General features: G+C 40.5%; 16 protein-coding genes. 11 read left to right on the top strand and 5 right to left on the bottom strand.

Features of this window, described 5'->3' with window-relative positions:
• The 3 genes from yqiA (at position 1) to parC (ending at position 4,883) form a co-directional block, all read left to right on the top strand.
• Positions 1 to 585 (top strand): esterase YqiA, encoded by a 585-nt coding sequence (gene yqiA / locus VSAL_RS13995; RefSeq protein ID WP_012551126.1) that lies wholly within the window; start codon positions 1 to 3, stop codon positions 583 to 585.
• A gap of 143 nt (positions 586 to 728) precedes the next feature.
• A complete protein-coding gene (gene parE, locus VSAL_RS13990; RefSeq protein WP_012551125.1) occupies positions 729 to 2,609 on the top strand; it encodes a DNA topoisomerase IV subunit B in 1,881 nt (626 codons plus the stop codon).
• Between the two features lie 3 nt (positions 2,610 to 2,612).
• Entirely contained in the window at positions 2,613 to 4,883 is a 2,271-nt protein-coding gene (gene parC / locus VSAL_RS13985) for a DNA topoisomerase IV subunit A (protein ID WP_012551124.1), read from the top strand.
• Between the two features lie 123 nt (positions 4,884 to 5,006).
• On the opposite strand, the gene degS is transcribed toward parC, so the two are convergent.
• The 3 genes from degS to zapG all read right to left on the bottom strand — a co-directional run bounded on the left by degS (position 5,007) and on the right by zapG (position 8,107).
• Entirely contained in the window at positions 5,007 to 6,071 is a 1,065-nt protein-coding gene (degS, locus tag VSAL_RS13980; protein ID WP_012551123.1) for an outer membrane-stress sensor serine endopeptidase DegS, read from the bottom strand.
• A gap of 132 nt (positions 6,072 to 6,203) precedes the next feature.
• A complete protein-coding gene (locus tag VSAL_RS13975) occupies positions 6,204 to 7,571 on the bottom strand; it encodes a Do family serine endopeptidase (RefSeq protein WP_012551122.1) in 1,368 nt (455 codons plus the stop codon).
• Between the two features lie 80 nt (positions 7,572 to 7,651).
• Positions 7,652 to 8,107, bottom strand: coding sequence for a Z-ring associated protein ZapG (zapG, locus tag VSAL_RS13970; protein ID WP_012551121.1), 456 nt, complete (start codon positions 8,105 to 8,107; stop codon positions 7,652 to 7,654).
• A 124-nt stretch (positions 8,108 to 8,231) separates the two neighbouring features.
• Between zapG and zapE the strand changes: the two genes are divergently transcribed.
• The 8 genes from zapE (at position 8,232) to sspB (ending at position 14,722) form a co-directional block, all read left to right on the top strand.
• Entirely contained in the window at positions 8,232 to 9,338 is a 1,107-nt protein-coding gene (gene zapE / locus VSAL_RS13965) for a cell division protein ZapE (RefSeq protein WP_012551120.1), read from the top strand.
• A gap of 278 nt (positions 9,339 to 9,616) precedes the next feature.
• A complete protein-coding gene (gene rplM / locus VSAL_RS13960) occupies positions 9,617 to 10,045 on the top strand; it encodes a 50S ribosomal protein L13 (RefSeq protein WP_012551119.1) in 429 nt (142 codons plus the stop codon).
• Between the two features lie 15 nt (positions 10,046 to 10,060).
• The gene (gene rpsI, locus VSAL_RS13955; RefSeq protein ID WP_012551118.1) at positions 10,061 to 10,453 is read left to right on the top strand and encodes a 30S ribosomal protein S9; all 393 of its coding nucleotides are present in this window, start codon (positions 10,061 to 10,063) and stop codon (positions 10,451 to 10,453) included.
• A 396-nt stretch (positions 10,454 to 10,849) separates the two neighbouring features.
• A complete protein-coding gene (petA, locus tag VSAL_RS13950) occupies positions 10,850 to 11,443 on the top strand; it encodes a ubiquinol-cytochrome c reductase iron-sulfur subunit (RefSeq protein ID WP_023604180.1) in 594 nt (197 codons plus the stop codon).
• The gene (locus tag VSAL_RS13945) at positions 11,443 to 12,711 is read left to right on the top strand and encodes a cytochrome b (protein ID WP_012551116.1); all 1,269 of its coding nucleotides are present in this window, start codon (positions 11,443 to 11,445) and stop codon (positions 12,709 to 12,711) included. Before petA ends, VSAL_RS13945 begins: the two co-directional genes overlap by 1 nt.
• Positions 12,708 to 13,445, top strand: a complete 738-nt coding sequence (locus VSAL_RS13940; RefSeq protein WP_012551115.1) for a cytochrome c1 — start codon at positions 12,708 to 12,710, stop codon at positions 13,443 to 13,445. Before VSAL_RS13945 ends, VSAL_RS13940 begins: the two co-directional genes overlap by 4 nt.
• A 156-nt stretch (positions 13,446 to 13,601) precedes the next feature.
• On the top strand, positions 13,602 to 14,267 hold the full coding sequence (gene sspA, locus VSAL_RS13935) for a stringent starvation protein SspA (protein WP_012551114.1): 666 nt from the start codon (positions 13,602 to 13,604) through the stop codon (positions 14,265 to 14,267).
• On the top strand, positions 14,267 to 14,722 hold the full coding sequence (gene sspB / locus VSAL_RS13930) for a ClpXP protease specificity-enhancing factor (RefSeq protein ID WP_012551113.1): 456 nt from the start codon (positions 14,267 to 14,269) through the stop codon (positions 14,720 to 14,722). Before sspA ends, sspB begins: the two co-directional genes overlap by 1 nt.
• Positions 14,723 to 14,768: 46 nt before the next feature.
• On the opposite strand, the gene VSAL_RS13925 is transcribed toward sspB, so the two are convergent.
• Positions 14,769 to 15,356 carry a BON domain-containing protein gene (locus VSAL_RS13925; RefSeq protein WP_012551112.1) on the bottom strand — a complete coding sequence of 196 codons (588 nt, stop codon included), beginning with the start codon at positions 15,354 to 15,356 and terminating at the stop codon, positions 14,769 to 14,771.
• A 5-nt stretch (positions 15,357 to 15,361) separates the two neighbouring features.
• Positions 15,362 to 15,952 carry a phosphoheptose isomerase gene (locus tag VSAL_RS13920; protein ID WP_012551111.1) on the bottom strand — a complete coding sequence of 197 codons (591 nt, stop codon included), beginning with the start codon at positions 15,950 to 15,952 and terminating at the stop codon, positions 15,362 to 15,364.
• Positions 15,953 to 15,954: the final 2 nt, after the last annotated feature.

Below are 15,954 nucleotides of genomic sequence, written 5' to 3'. Positions count from 1 at the left end.
ATGAAAAAGCCAAGTTTATTATTGTACATTCATGGTTTTAACAGTTCCCCATTGTCACATAAAGCTCAGGTCATGAGTCGTTATTGTAAAAATGAGCGTCCTGATATTCGCGTTATAACCCCACGCTTGCCTTCTTACCCTAAAGAAGCCGCTGAATTTTTAGTGAATCTAATTGAAGAATATAGATCTGACTATACGATTGGCTTAGTGGGAAGTTCACTTGGTGGGTATTTATCAACATGGTTAAATGATCAATATGGTTATAAAGCCGTCCTAGTTAATCCGGCGATTAAACCTGATGAGTTGTTAGCGGATTATTTAGGTAAGCAAGTTAACCCTTACACAAATGAAACGTATTTTCTTGAAGCGCAGCATATGGCTGAGTTACAAGCATTAGCAATAGCGACCATTACTTCACCAGAAGATCTGTGGTTATTGCAGCAAGAAGGTGATGAAGTTTTAGATTATCATCAAGCTGTTGAGAAATACGCACAAAGCAAACAAATAGTAGAAAAAGGGGGCGATCACAGTTTTGTTGATTTCGAACGCTATCCTGAACAAATAATTCAATTTCTAAATTTATAGTTACTGTTTATCTACAGTGAACACACACTAACTATACAATCTTTAATACAAAGCCACATATTTAGAGAGGAATAGGGGCGATTGCTTGACTTTCCTTTCTGCCTTTCAGACTATGTAACAAATTTTAAGAAGCCTTCCGAGATATGACTGAACAATATAATGCAGGAGCCATTGAGGTTCTAAATGGCCTTGAGCCCGTTCGTCGCCGTCCTGGTATGTATACCGACACCTCTCGCCCAAACCATTTAGGGCAAGAAGTTATAGATAACAGTGTCGATGAAGCCTTAGCCGGACACGCGAAAAAAGTTGAAGTAATTTTGCATGCAGATCAATCGCTTGAAGTGATTGATGATGGCCGTGGTATGCCTGTAGATATCCATCCAGTAGAGAAAGTCTCTGGTGTGGAGCTTATTTTATGTAAGTTGCACGCCGGTGGTAAATTCTCAGGTAAAAACTACGAATTCTCCGGTGGTTTGCATGGGGTTGGTATCTCGGTCGTAAATGCGTTATCAAAACGTGTTGAAGTGACCGTTCGTCGTGATGGCGAAATTTATGAAATTGCGTTTGAGCATGGTGAAAAAGTATCAGACTTAACTGTCGTTGGTACTTGTGGTCGACGTAACCGTGGTACCAGTGTGCATTTTTGGCCGGATACCAGTTACTTTGATTCACCTAAATTTTCGGTTTCTCGCCTTGTTAATAATTTAAAAGCCAAAGCGGTATTATGCCCAGGTTTAGAAATTGTTTTTAAAGACAAAGTAAACGATAAAGAATACCAATGGTGTTATGAAGACGGTTTAAAAGATTATCTTTTAGAAGGTGTCGCGGGTTATACCCTATTACCTGAAATTCCATTCACTGGTGCATTTTTAGGTAAAGGCGAGGCGGCTGATTGGGCGGTTACGTGGTTACCTGAAGGTGGAGAATTAGTTTCTGAAAGTTACGTTAACCTTATCCCTACTGCGCAAGGCGGTACACACGTAAATGGTATGCGCCAAGGACTTCTTGATGCAATGCGTGAGTTTTGTGAATTCCGTAACTTGCTCCCACGCGGGGTTAAATTAACCGCTGATGATATTTGGGATCGTTGTGCTTACGTCTTGTCGGTTAAGATGCAAGATCCACAGTTCGCGGGTCAAACCAAAGAACGTTTATCATCGAGACAATGTGCTGCGTTTATATCTGGCGTACTTAAAGATGCTTTCAGCTTATGGTTGAACGAAAAACCACAAATCGCAGAACTTATCGCCGAAGCGTGTATTGCTAATGCCCATCGTCGTATGCGTGCAGCGAAAAAAGTCGTTCGTAAGAAAATTGCTTCTGGTCCTACGTTACCAGGAAAATTGACCGATTGTTCAATTCAAGATTTGGCTCGTACTGAACTTTTCTTAGTGGAAGGGGACTCGGCGGGGGGCTCAGCTAAGCAAGCGCGTGACCGTGAATTCCAAGCGGTAATGCCATTACGTGGTAAAATTCTTAATACGTGGGAAGTCTCGGCGGATCAAGTGTTAGCCTCTCAAGAGGTACACAATATTTCAGTCGCGTTAGGTATTGATCCTGATTCGGACGATTTATCGGGATTACGTTACGGTAAAGTTTGTATCTTAGCCGATGCCGATTCAGATGGGCTTCATATCGCAACATTGTTGTGTGCTTTATATCTAAAACACTTCACGTCTTTAGTTCGTGCTGGTCACGTCTATGTGGCAATGCCGCCACTGTATCGTATCGACTGCGGTAAAGAAGTTTTCTACGCCCTTGATGAGGCAGAGAAAGAAGGTGTGTTAGAGCGTTTAAGTAATAAACGTGCAAAAATTAATGTTCAACGATTTAAAGGATTGGGCGAGATGAACCCACTTCAACTTCGTGAAACAACCATGGATCCAAACACCCGTCGTCTTGTTCAACTGACCATTGATGATGATGAAAAAACTAATGAAATGATGGATATGCTTTTAGGTAAAAAACGTGCTGACGATCGTCGAGCTTGGTTACAATCTAATGGCGATCTGGCAGAGGTATAACAAATGAGTGCAGAAATGTCCTTAGAAGGTGTTGAACAGCTGCCGCTGCGCAAGTTTACAGAAGACGCTTATCTAAATTACTCCATGTACGTAATCATGGATCGCGCGTTACCTTATATTGGTGATGGTTTAAAACCGGTTCAACGTCGTATTATTTTTGCGATGTCTGAATTAGGTTTGTCTGCGAATGCAAAATACAAAAAATCGGCACGTACAGTTGGTGATGTACTCGGTAAGTATCACCCACATGGTGATTCTGCGTGTTACGAAGCCATGGTATTAATGGCTCAACCTTTCTCTTATCGTTATCCATTGGTTGATGGTCAAGGCAACTGGGGGGCTCCAGATGACCCTAAGTCGTTCGCCGCAATGCGTTATACAGAATCAAAACTGTCTAAGTTTGCCGATGTATTACTTGGTGAGATAAGCCAAGGTACGGTTGATTGGCAGCCCAATTTTGATGGGACGATGAAAGAGCCAAAAATCTTACCAGCACGTCTGCCTCATATATTACTGAACGGTATTATGGGAATCGCGGTTGGTATGGCGACAGATATCCCACCTCATAATGTACGTGAAGTTGCGAATGCGACCGTGCATTTATTGGATAATCCAAAAGCGGATTTAGATGAAGTGATGAACTTTATCCAAGGCCCTGATTACCCAACAGAAGCGGAAATCATTACATCGCATTCTGATATTAAGAAGATTTACAGTACGGGTCGAGGCAGCGTTAAAATGCGCGCAGTGTGGCATAAAGAAGGCAGTGATATTGTTATTACTGCATTGCCACATCAAGTGTCGGGCAGTAAGTTATTAGAACAAATTGCCAATCAAATGCGAGCGAAGAAATTACCAATGGTAGACGATCTTCGTGATGAATCGGATCATGAAAATCCGACACGTATCGTGATTGTTCCTCGTTCAAATCGTATTGAAGCTGAGCCATTAATGAATCATCTATTTGCTTCTACGGATCTTGAAAAGAGTTTCCGTGTAAACTTAAATATGATTGGTTTGGATTTACGTCCACAGGTGAAGGGCTTAGTTAGCATTCTTAATGAATGGATTGAATTTCGTCGCACCACGGTACGTAAACGTCTGCAGCATCGTCTAGATAAAATATTAGCGCGTTTGCATATTTTAGATGGTTTGCTTGCTGCGTATTTGAATATCGATGAAGTTATCGAAATTATTCGTACAGAAGACGATCCTAAACACGAGTTAATGACTCGCTTTGATTTAACCGCGATTCAAGCGGAAGCCATTTTAGAGATTAAACTTCGTCAGTTAGCAAAACTGGAAGAGATTAAGATTCGTGGCGAGCAAGATGAATTAGCGAAAGAGCGTGATCAACTTGAGAAACTGTTGGGTTCTGAGCGTCGTTTAAGTACGTTAATTAAGAAAGAAATCTTAGCCGATGCTGAAAAGTTTGGTGATGATCGTCGTTCTCCATTAATCGAACGTGATGAAGCGAAAGCAATGACGGAACGTGATCTAATTCCAAGTGAAGCGATTACGGTTATTCTTTCTGATAAAGGTTGGATACGTCATGCAAAAGGTCATGAGGTTGATCCAACAACGCTAAACTTTAAATCTGGTGATAAATACCTTACTCATGCTCATGGTAAGAGTAATGCACCGGCGGTCTTTATCGGAAATAATGGTCGAAGTTATGCGCTTGAATCACATACATTACCGTCAGCAAGAAGCCAAGGCGAGCCAATTACAGGTCGTCTAAATATTACTGCTGGTAGCCAAATTACGCATGTAGTTATGGGTGAAGAAGATCAAACGTGGTTAATCAGTTCTGATGCGGGTTATGGTTTTGTCTGTAAAGGCAGTGACTTATTATCAAAGAATAAGAATGGTAAAACATTGTTAACGCTTCCTGATAATTCTTTAGTTATGAATCCAGAGACGGTATCGGATCTTGATAGCGATGAGATACTCGCCATTACGAATGAAGGCAGAATGCTTCTGTTCCCTATTAAAGATTTACCTCAATTAGGTAAAGGTAAGGGAAACAAGATCATTAATATTCCAGCGGCTCGTTCTAAATCGCGAGATGAATTCTTGTCTTATTTATTGCCATTACCTCAAGGCGCAACGATTACCCTCTATGCAGGTAAGCGTAAATTAGGCTTGAAACCAAGTGATTTAGATAATTTCCGAGGTGAGCGTGGCCGTCGTGGTAGTTTGTTACCAAGAGGCTTACAGCGAGTTACTCGTATTGATATCAATGGTGACAATGGTTCTACAGAAGAGAGTTAAGCACTCTCGATAGAGCGATTGAATCGTTAATAAAAAATAGCGCATGATGAATGCGCTATTTTTTTATTTCGATATTTCGATATTTCGATATTTCGATATTTCGATATTTCGCTTATGGGGGTTCTAGTCCGCGGGGTCTTCTTCGATCATTAGTGGAATAGTTTGAGTCACCCCTTTTCGAATTACATCGACATTAACGTTAGTTCCTGGACGTAATTCAGTCACAATATCAATGACACTTTGTCGATTAGTGACTGTTTGCCCATCAATACTGGTAATTATATCCTGAGTCATAATGCCACTTTTTTCAGCCGGGCTATCAGGAGCAACACCAAGAACTAAAATACCATTGATATTATCGGCATTCATTAAGCGAGCCATTGCTGGATTTATGTCTCTGCCATCAATACCTATATAACCACGGATAACTTGACCATCAGCAATTAAGCGACGCATTATCTTATCTGCCAGTGCGTAAGGAATCGCGAAAGAAATCCCATAGGTTTCTAGCTCTGTGGCTTGTTGAAAAGAGGCGGTATTGATACCGACTAATTCTCCTCGAGTATTAACGAGCGCCCCGCCTGAATTACCGCGGTTAATCGCAGCATCTGTTTGAATAAGGCCTTGAGTACCATCAGAACTTAAGGCAGCACGACCCGTTGCTGAAATAATACCAAATGTGGTGGTCTGTCCTAAATTATAAGGATTACCAATAGCCAACACGACATCACCAATATCCGCTTGATATTTCGGATTTAAAGGGATCACTGGAAGGTTGGTGTCTTTAATTTGTAGAACAGCAAGATCGGTACGTTTATCTTTCCCAATTAATTGCGAATTAAACAATCGTCCATCTTGAAGGGCAACAATAATTTGATCGGCTTCTGCAACTACATGGTAATTGGTAATGATGTAGCCTTTATCGCTAACAATAACACCAGAACCAAGGCCTTCTGTATCTAGTCGTAATCGATCTTTATCATTATATTTACGGCTATAAATATTTACGACAGCAGGCGCAGCTCGACGTACCGCATCATTAAATGAAATTTGGTTACTGATTCGAGGTGTTTGTTGGTTCGTATCTTGTTCAGGCGTTATACCTGAGCGAAGGTTAGGAAAAGCAAGAAGTAATACAGCGGCAGTTACTGTGCCTATTACAGCAGAACGCAGTAAAAATGAGAGCATTGGCTTCCTAAACTTGTAAGTAATAAATGACCAGAAGTTAGGATAACATTAATGTTGCCAAGAAGTAGAGAAGAAAGAGCAGGCTCGGCTCATCGAAATGAAGAATAGAGCCTACTTTTTATATTCTACCTATTAACGAATAACAAGATATAAGGTTTGCTTCCCACGTTGAATGTTGAGAGCTAAAACGGGCGGTTTGCTGTCGAGTAATTGTCTAAATTGTTGCAAGTTCTTAATCTGAGTTCGATTGACGCCAATAATAATATCGTCTTTCTGTAAGCCATAACGTTGTGCCATTGACCTTTTTTGTATTGCACTGACTTTTACACCCTTTATCGGATCTGACGATGCAGTATTTTTTAATTGAGCGCCTTTTAGTCCTTCATGTAGGTTTTCTGCTTTTGTTTTTATTTGGTCGGCTTCTGCGAGAGTAGCAATAACGGTTTTCTCTTTGCCATCACGGATTAACCCTAAAGTGATTTTTTTACCTGCGCCAAGTGTGGCTACTTTGGCTCTCAGTTCCCCAAAACTTTGAATGTTTTTTCCATTCAGGGAAATTAAAATATCGCCTGCTTTTATTCCCGCTTTTTCGGCAGCGCCATCGGGTAATACTTGGCTGACAAATGCACCGTGATTAGTGTCATAATCGAATGCTTCAGCAAGCTCAGCGGTGAGTTCTCCACCTTGAACACCAAGGATCCCTCGCTTGACGTGACCAAACTCAATAATTTGCTCAGATAAGTTTCGAACCATGTTCGATGGGATGGCAAAACCAATACCGACATTACCGCCATTCGGACCTAAAATTGCGGTATTTATCCCAATCAGCTCACCATTAAGATTGACTAATGCCCCGCCAGAGTTACCGCTATTAATTGCTGCATCGGTTTGGATGAAGTTTTCAAAATTTTCAAGATTTAGTCCGCTGCGTCCTAAGGCTGAGACGATACCCGAGGTGACGGTTTGCCCTAAACCAAAAGGATTACCGATAGCAACACTGAAATCTCCCACGCGTAAATCATCTGAATCAGAAAGCACTATCTGTGTTAAGTCTTTAGCTTCCTCTAATTTTAATAAGGCAATGTCTGACATTTCGTCACTGCCAATGAGTTCTGCTTTATATTCTCGGCCATCATGCAACTGAACGAGGATTTCTTTGGCATTATTAATGACGTGATGATTGGTAACGATATAGCCTTTTTGGGCATCAAGTATAACGCCAGAGCCTAACCCTTTGAATGGGCGCTCTTGAGCTTGCTCTTCTGGGAAGTCTGGACCTAAAAAGAAACGAAATTGTTCAGGGATCTGACGTTTTGATAGTTGAGTCCCTTCGACAGAAATACTAACCACTGCGGGGGTTATTTTTTCGAGCATCGGAGCCAAACTTGGCAGCTGCTGAGAATTGACAGTAAGAGGAAGGGCAGCTTGAGTTTGAATTGGGGTGATGATGGTACTGATCGTTAACGTCAGTAAGCCTAAAATTAATAAAGGTTTCTTCATCTACATATACTCCATTTATAATAAAGATGTATATGTGAGACTTAGAAACCTTTAAAAAAGTTCATTGTGGTGTTTATTTATTATGCAATTTTATCTTCTTTCTTTGCGCTGATATCCATTAATGGTTCATCTTTAAGTAGACCGGTTGCGCCATTTGCATAATCTTTGGGTTGTTTGCTTACTTCTTCTTTTATATGAGCCACTTTCTTATTTAATTCAGGAGAAAGTGTCATTTCATCTAAACGAGCGGTAAATGGGTTATCTTGCTCTGGAAGATTTGGCATTAGCTCTTTAGATGTTGACGCCATGTGGTCATACATTTTATTAAAATCTTTTGCTAACGCTTCAAGCATTGTCGCGCTAGTTGCAAAGTGATCAACCAGCTCTTGTCGGTATTGCTCTAATTCATATTTTGATTTTTCTAAATCTTGTTTTAATGATTTTTGCTGTTTAATACCCGGTATAGTAAATCGAGAAATGATAAAGCCAATACTTATACCAATAGCTAAACCAATTAATGCGTATGTCCAAGCCATGAAGTGCTCCTTGTCATTTTATTATGCATGAGTAGGCATAAATGTGAGTAAGCCCACTCATAGTGTTTATTGCGATCATGCTACTATGAACAGAGTGAATCAACAAAAGAAAAGATAAAAACTGATGACACCATTAGAAAAATACCAGCTTGACCTTACGCAAGATACATTTCATCACGACAGTGCTCAGCAACACGCCGTGGAGTGTTTGGATGAGTTATATCATCGATTATTGCAACCAAAAACGACACCCAAAGCAGAACGAAAATCTTGGTTGTCTGTATTTAAAAAATCAGAACCTCAGACCGTCGTGCCAGAGAAAGGATTGTATTTTTGGGGAGGAGTGGGGAGAGGAAAAACGTATTTAGTCGATACTTTTTACGATGCCTTGCCTACTGAACGTAAAATGCGAGTGCACTTCCATCGGTTTATGCAGCGAGTTCATGATGAGCTTGGTGAGCTTCAACAACAAGCGGATCCATTGTTGATTGTGGCTGATAAATTTAAACAAGAAACCGATATTATCTGTTTTGATGAATTCTTTGTTTCTGATATTACCGATGCCATGATATTAGCGACATTATTAGAGGCGTTATTTGAACGAGGTATTGCCCTTGTTGCGACATCAAATATTGTCCCTCAGGAGTTATACCGAAATGGATTGCAAAGGGCGCGTTTTATTCCTGCTATTACGTTGATCGAACAACACTGCCAGATAGTTAATGTGGACAGTGGCATTGATTATCGTTTAAGGACGTTAGAGCAAGCTGAAATCTATCATTTCCCTCTCGATAGTTTAGCTCAACAAAATATGTTGGATTATTTCCATCAGTTAACGTCAGAAACGGAACATGAAGAGAAAGAAATAGAAATTAATCATCGGATATTGTCCGTGAATGCCGAAGGGGATGGGGTTGTGCATTTTGAATTCACTTCTCTATGTGAAAGTGCGCGCAGTCAACATGATTACATTGAATTGTCTCGTTTGTATCATACGGTTCTTCTTTCTAACGTAAAGGTCATGGGAGAGCTCAATGATGATGCGGCTCGTCGTTTTATTGCCATGGTTGATGAGTTTTATGAGCGAAACGTGAAATTAATCATTTCAGCGGAAGTCCAATTAGCTGATTTGTATCAAAATGGACGATTAACCTTTGAATTTAAACGTTGTCAGTCAAGGTTGATTGAAATGCAAAGTCATGAGTATCTAGCAAAAGAACATTTATCTTAGTCGAAATGGGATGATTTTCTTTTGTTAACGTATTTATTTAGTGTGATAAGGCTCAAATTTCATTTTTTTTAATGTTTTTTACTGATATGTGAAAAATCTTCAAAAAAAAGGTGATTTTTTCTTCACGCTTCACTATAATCCTCCGACCCACCGTTACTGTACTGGCTTAATAGCCAAGAGTGCCAACCACTCGAAGGGGTGATGACTGGGCTCGAAAATATACAGTGGGAGCGAAAGCTCCTAATCAGTGAATTTATTTAATAACGGGTATCATTAGCATGAAAACTTTCGTTGCTAAACCAGCCGCTGTAAAGCGTGACTGGTATGTTGTAGACGCTGAAGGGAAAACTCTTGGTCGTATCGCAACTGAAATCGCATCTCGCCTACGTGGCAAGCATAAAGCAGAATACACTCCTCACGTAGATACTGGTGATTACATCATCGTTATCAACGCAGAGAAAGTTCGCGTAACTGGTAACAAAGCAGCTGGCAAGATCTACTACCGCCACTCAGAGTTCCCAGGCGGTCTAAAATCTATTTCTTTCGAGAAACTGATTGATCGTAAACCTGAAATGGTTATTGAATTAGCTGTTAAAGGTATGCTTCCACGTGGTCCTCTTGGTCGTGCTATGTACCGTAAACTTAAAGTTTACGCTGGCGTTGAACATAACCACAGTGCTCAACAACCACAAGTACTAGACATTTAACCGAGGATCATGGCAATGGCAGAGAATCAATACTACGGCACTGGTCGCCGTAAAAGTTCAGCAGCTCGTGTTTTTATCAAACCGGGTACTGGCAACATCGTAATCAACAAGCGTAGCCTTGAAGTTTACTTTGGTCGTCCAACAGCACGTATGGTTGTTAACCAACCTTTAGAGCTAGTTGAAATGACTGATAAACTAGACCTATTCATCACTGTTTCTGGTGGTGGTATTTCTGGTCAAGCTGGTGCGATCCGTCACGGTATCACACGTGCGCTTATGCAATTCGATGAAACATTACGTCCTGCACTACGTGCTGCTGGCTATGTTACGCGTGACGCTCGTTGCGTTGAACGTAAGAAAGTTGGTCTACGTAAAGCACGTAAGAAACCACAATTCTCTAAGCGTTAATATTACGCTTACCAAGTGGCTTTGTTTCAAAGCTACTTTGGTTATTGTGGAAAAAGCTCAGCATTTATGCTGGGCTTTTTTTGTTTTTGTGAGGTGTAAACATCTTTAGTTCTTGAATCCTTTTCTCTTTTCTTATCATTTCTCCTATCTCGACTTCAAAAGTAAATCTAGTTCACAAATGTTGCAAAAAAGTAGCTTTACCTTGTCAAAAAGTAAGGTTTTCTTTATCATTTATGGGTTAAAACAACAGTGTAATAATTATGAACAAATTCTTAGCTTTTTTTTAAAGCTTTGGACATCAATATTCTGTTGTTCCACACCTTAAAAAGTTAGCCGTAGCTCGACAATGTATGGACATAATAAAAACTATATAAAGAGCACATGGGAGAAAGTTGGATGAGCAATGCGCCAGTGAGTAATGGTCGACGTCGTTTCTTGACTGCAACAACAGCTGTTGTTGGTGGTTTAGGGGCAGCGGCGGTGGCCGTACCTTTTATTAAATCTTGGAACCCGAGTGCACGAGCCAAAGCGGCAGGTGCACCGGTTGAAGTCGACATCAGTAAGCTTGAAAACGGGCAAATGGTTCGTGTTGAATGGCGAGGTAAGCCTGTATGGGTTGTTCGTCGTTCAGAAGCACTTCTGCAATCATTAACTGAAATTGACGGACAACTTAGAGACCCATCTTCAGGTGAAGAGCAGCAACCTCAATATGCACAAAATGCATATCGCTCAATTAAACCTGAGATATTTTTAGCCGTTGGTATTTGTACTCACCTTGGTTGTTCACCTACCTATTTACCTGACAGTTTTAGTGAACAAGTTAAAGGAGTTAACTCTGGTTTCTTCTGCCCATGCCATGGTTCTAAATTTGATATGGCAGGTCGAGTATTCCAAGGCGTACCTGCACCATTAAATCTCGTGGTGCCAAAACACATGTACCTTAGTGATACTCGTATCCTAATTGGGGTTGATGACGGAGGGGAAGCCTAATGCAACCATTACTTGATTGGGTAGAAAAACGTCTACCTGCAATGAATGCCTATAAAAAGCATTTATCTGAATATCCAATGCCGAAAAACTTTAACTTTTGGTACTTTTTTGGCTCATTAGCAATGCTTGTACTCGTTAATCAGTTAATTACGGGTATTTGGTTAACAATGAATTATGTTCCTTCTGGAGAAGGTGCATTTGCTTCTGTTGAATACATCATGCGTGATGTCGATTACGGTTGGCTATTACGTTATATGCACTCCACTGGGGCGTCAGCTTTCTTTGTTGTGGTTTATCTTCATATGTACCGCGGTTTAATTTACGGCTCTTACCAGAAGCCTCGTGAACTGTTGTGGTTATTTGGTATGTTGATTTTCTTAGTGTTAATGGCTGAAGCTTTCATGGGGTATTTATTACCATGGGGACAAATGTCTTACTGGGGAGCTCAAGTTATTATCTCTCTGTTTGGTGCTATCCCTGTTATTGGTGATGACCTAACACTGTGGATCCGTGGTGATTATGTTATCTCGGGTGCGACGCTCAACCGTTTCTTTGCCTTACACGTTATCGCTTTGCCGATTGTGTTATTGCTTTTAGTTGTTCTGCATGTTCTAGCTTTGCATGAAGTCGGGTCAAACAACCCTGATGGTATTGAACTTAAAAAACCAAAAGCGAAAGATGATAAGGGTGAGCATAAAACTCAATTTAAATTCCATGAGTATTATACGAAGAAGTACAACATTATTGATTCTGTTCCTTTCCATCCTTATGGGACGGTAAAAGATATGATCGGTGTTGCTGGCTTCTTATTCTTCTTTTGCTATGTATTGTTCTTTAATCCTGAAATGGGTGGTTACTTCTTAGAAGGACCAAACTTTGAAGCCGCAAATCCACTGAAAACGCCAGAGCATATTGCCCCTGTGTGGTACTTCACTCCATTTTATGCAATCTTGCGTGCCGTTCCTGATAAGTTAATCGGTGTTGCAGCAATGGGTGCTTCAATTGTTGTGCTGTTCCTTCTTCCTTGGTTGGATCGCTGTAAAGTAAGGTCGTACCGTTACCGTAGTAAGTTGCATTTACTTAATATTGCGCAGTTTACTGTGAGCTTTATTGCTCTTGGTGTTTTGGGTTCATTACCTGCAACGTCACTGTATACATTGTTAGCTCAGATATTCAGCTTAACTTACTTTATGTTCTTTGTTCTTTTGTTTGTTTACAGTAAAAATGAAAAAACAAAACCATTACCAGAAAGGGTGACATTCAAATGAAAAAGTTGATTTTAGTACTTTTTGCTTTGTTGCCATCAATGGCAATGGCTGCAGGGTCGGGAGCGCCATTAGATAGCGCAAATAATGATATTCGTGATCAAGCATCTCTTCAAAATGGTGCTAAGTTGTTCATGAACTATTGTGCGGGTTGTCACTCTACTCAGTACCAACGTTACGGTCGAGTTGCTGAAGATCTTGGTATCCCTGTTGATCTGATGATGGATAATCTCGTGTTTAATCCAGATGCGAAGATTGGAGACTTAATGGAAAATGCGATACCAGAAGAACAAGCGGCTAGTTGGTTTGGCGCTCCACCACCAGATCTAACGTTAGTTGCTCGCGTTCGAGGTACCGATTGGTTATATACGTATTTACGTACATTTTATGCCGATCCAACTCGTCCATTCGGTGTAAATAACATGGTTTTCCCTAGTGTCGGTATGCCTCATGTTCTTCAAGAACTGCAAGGCGTAACAACCCCTATTTATGAAACCACTGTTGTTGATGGCGTTGAACATAAAACGGTTATTGGTGTGGAATCAGATGGTACTGGTGAGTTAACGGTCGGAGAGTTTGATGACTCTGTGCGCGATTTAGTTAATTTCTTGGAGTATTCAGGTGATCCAGTTCAGCTTGAGCGTCATCGTTTAGGTTGGTGGGTGATGGGATTCCTAGTGATATTCGCTTTTGTTTGTTATTTACTTAAGAAAGAATATTGGCGCGATGTCCATTAATCGTGATATTCTAGGTCGTTAATTGTATGCAATGGAGGCCCTGCCTCCATTGTTTTTGTGTCACTACTTATTTTTATACGAATGTTATAAAAAAATTAGCTGACTGGCACCAGAAAATGGTGCTTTTTGCTCCTTAGATAAATACCGGAGGGCTCAATGGCTGTTGCTGCCAACAAACGCTCAGTAATGACGCTTTTTTCAGACGCTTCTGACATGTACAGTCACCAAGTACGCATTGTATTGGCTGAGAAAGGAGTAAGTGTTGAAGTTGAATTGGTTGAACCATCCAACTTACCTGCAGAACTTGTAGAGTTAAACCCTTACAAAACGGTTCCAACATTAGTTGACCGCGAGCTTGCACTATATAACTCAAACATCATTATGGAATATTTAGATGAGCGTTTTCCTCATCCGCCATTGATGCCTGTTTATCCTGTCGCTCGTGGTAATAGTCGTTTGATGATGCACCGTGTTGAAACTAACTGGTACTCATTGGCTAAGATCATTGCTACTGGTACTTTTGAAGAATCAGAATCAGAATCAGAATCAGAATCAGAATCAGAAGCGGCACGTGCTAAATTGCGTAATGATTTATTGATGTTAGGTCCTATCTTCGCTGAGTACACTTACTTCATGAGTGATGAATTTAGCTTAGTTGACTGTTATTTAGCTCCGCTGTTATGGCGTTTACCTTCTATGGGTATTGAGTTATCTGGTCCGGGTTCTAAAGAGATGAAAGTGTATATGAATCGTGTATTTGAACGAGATTCATTCCTAGCATCTTTAACTGAAATTGAACGTGAAATGCGTCTAACGAACTAATGGATATTAGTTCTATGATGCCTCGTCGCCCATATTTATTACGTGCTTTTTATGAATGGATTGTAGATAACGAGTTGACTCCTCATCTTGTTGTTGATGCCACTATGAATGGTGTTCGTGTACCTGAAGAGTTTATCCAAGATGGACAGATTATTTTAAATACTGCCCCTCACTCTGTTGGTAATTTAGAAATGGGAAACGAAGCGGTAACGTTTAATGCTCGTTTTAGCGGTCGTCCTCATTCGATCATTGTGCCAATTTATGCAATTCAAGCTATCTATGCCCGTGAGAATGGTGCTGGGACTATGTTTGAACCTGAAGAAGCTTATGAGATGGATGCTGATGAAGGTATCTTCGAAGATGAATCATTAGATTCAACTGAAAATACGCTATCTGATGATAAACCCGAGCCACCACGCCCAAGTGGTCGTCCGAGTTTACGAGTCGTCAAATAAAAAAAAGCCTGCATATGTGCAGGCTTTTTTGTATGTCTTTATTTATCTACTTTTTAACACTGTCGCCTTGACCATATTCAAACGCTTTTATAACCCCTTTAACACCGGTTACGTTTCGTGCGATATCGGCTGCTAAATTGCCTTGCTCTTCAGTGACAAAACCGACTAAAAATACTTCCTGAGCTTCAGTGTAGACGCTCACTTTAATCCCATTTAATTCAGAATCGGCTAACAATGACGATTTCACTTTGGTTGTGATCCAGCTGTCATTATTAATTTGAGTGAAAGTTAATAAAGGGCGAATTCGAATTTGATTATAAACGGTTTTAACGCCTTTAATTGTTTTTACTTGTTGCTCAAATTGTTGATTTATCTCTTTGTCTTTTGCCTGCCCCATAAGCAATACTTTACCGTCATAAGCAACAGCACTTACTCTCATGTTGTATTGGTAAGGGGATTTATTTGCTAATCCCGTCGCTTCTAACGCGCGATTCTTATCTGATAATTGTTCTTTCATGCTTCGGTGGTCAGTAACAACAGAAGCTGTGGTAGCCGCACCAGCAATAAATAGTCCTGCACAGCCTTGCAACAGTACGATAGAGAGCAACAATGCACTTAGTTTAAAGGCTTTCATGATATTTACTCTGTGTGTTGTGGGAAGAGGACTTGATCAACAAGATCACAAATACAATGCAATGTAACTAAATGAACCTCTTGAATTCGAGCTACTCGGTGTGATGGTATTCTTATTTCAACGTCTGATTCACCTAATAAACCAGCCATTACACCACCATCCATTCCTGTTAGTGCAATAATTGTCATGTCGCGACTTACGGCGGCTTCCATTGCTTTTAGAATGTCTTGGCTATTACCACTTGTTGATATGGCTAATAATATGTCCCCAGGTTGGCCTAATGCTCTCACTTGTTTTGAGAAGATCTCATCATAGTTATAGTCGTTTGCAATCGCCGTTAATGTTGATGTATCAGCCGTTAATGCCATGGCAGGAAGACTTGGTCGTTCTGTTTCAAAACGGTTTAGCAAACAAGAGGCAAACTGTTGAGCATTTGATGCAGAACCCCCATTACCGCAGCAGAGCACTTTATTGCCGTTCAATAGCGTTGAAACCATCGCTTGAGAAGCATGCATAATATGATCTGGGAGTGCTTCCGCAGCCGCAATTTGGATTTGAATACTTTCAGTAAAGCTTTCTTTGATATGTTCTAGCATTG

Origin of the sequence: Aliivibrio salmonicida LFI1238, from assembly GCF_000196495.1 — a bacterium.
GTDB lineage: Bacteria > Pseudomonadota > Gammaproteobacteria > Enterobacterales > Vibrionaceae > Aliivibrio > Aliivibrio salmonicida.
The sequence above is the reverse complement of the archived record's forward strand: the minus strand, read 5'-3'. Positions and strand labels throughout refer to the sequence as shown.

Bases quoted from the DNA above. Each gene is read 5' to 3' on its own strand.
- zapE (WP_012551120.1), top strand. From the start codon at position 8,232: ATGACACCATTAGAAAAATACCAGCTTGACCTTACGCAAGATACATTT.
- VSAL_RS13940 (WP_012551115.1), top strand. From the start codon at position 12,708: ATGAAAAAGTTGATTTTAGTACTTTTTGCTTTGTTGCCATCAATGGCA.
- rpsI (WP_012551118.1), top strand. From the start codon at position 10,061: ATGGCAGAGAATCAATACTACGGCACTGGTCGCCGTAAAAGTTCAGCA.
- yqiA (WP_012551126.1), top strand. From the start codon at position 1: ATGAAAAAGCCAAGTTTATTATTGTACATTCATGGTTTTAACAGTTCC.
- sspB (WP_012551113.1), top strand. From the start codon at position 14,267: ATGGATATTAGTTCTATGATGCCTCGTCGCCCATATTTATTACGTGCT.
- rplM (WP_012551119.1), top strand. From the start codon at position 9,617: ATGAAAACTTTCGTTGCTAAACCAGCCGCTGTAAAGCGTGACTGGTAT.
- sspA (WP_012551114.1), top strand. From the start codon at position 13,602: ATGGCTGTTGCTGCCAACAAACGCTCAGTAATGACGCTTTTTTCAGAC.
- VSAL_RS13945 (WP_012551116.1), top strand. From the start codon at position 11,443: ATGCAACCATTACTTGATTGGGTAGAAAAACGTCTACCTGCAATGAAT.
- zapG (WP_012551121.1), bottom strand. From the start codon at position 8,107: ATGGCTTGGACATACGCATTAATTGGTTTAGCTATTGGTATAAGTATT.
- VSAL_RS13925 (WP_012551112.1), bottom strand. From the start codon at position 15,356: ATGAAAGCCTTTAAACTAAGTGCATTGTTGCTCTCTATCGTACTGTTG.
- parE (WP_012551125.1), top strand. From the start codon at position 729: ATGACTGAACAATATAATGCAGGAGCCATTGAGGTTCTAAATGGCCTT.
- VSAL_RS13920 (WP_012551111.1), bottom strand. From the start codon at position 15,952: ATGCTAGAACATATCAAAGAAAGCTTTACTGAAAGTATTCAAATCCAA.
- VSAL_RS13975 (WP_012551122.1), bottom strand. From the start codon at position 7,571: ATGAAGAAACCTTTATTAATTTTAGGCTTACTGACGTTAACGATCAGT.
- degS (WP_012551123.1), bottom strand. From the start codon at position 6,071: ATGCTCTCATTTTTACTGCGTTCTGCTGTAATAGGCACAGTAACTGCC.
- petA (WP_023604180.1), top strand. From the start codon at position 10,850: ATGAGCAATGCGCCAGTGAGTAATGGTCGACGTCGTTTCTTGACTGCA.
- parC (WP_012551124.1), top strand. From the start codon at position 2,613: ATGAGTGCAGAAATGTCCTTAGAAGGTGTTGAACAGCTGCCGCTGCGC.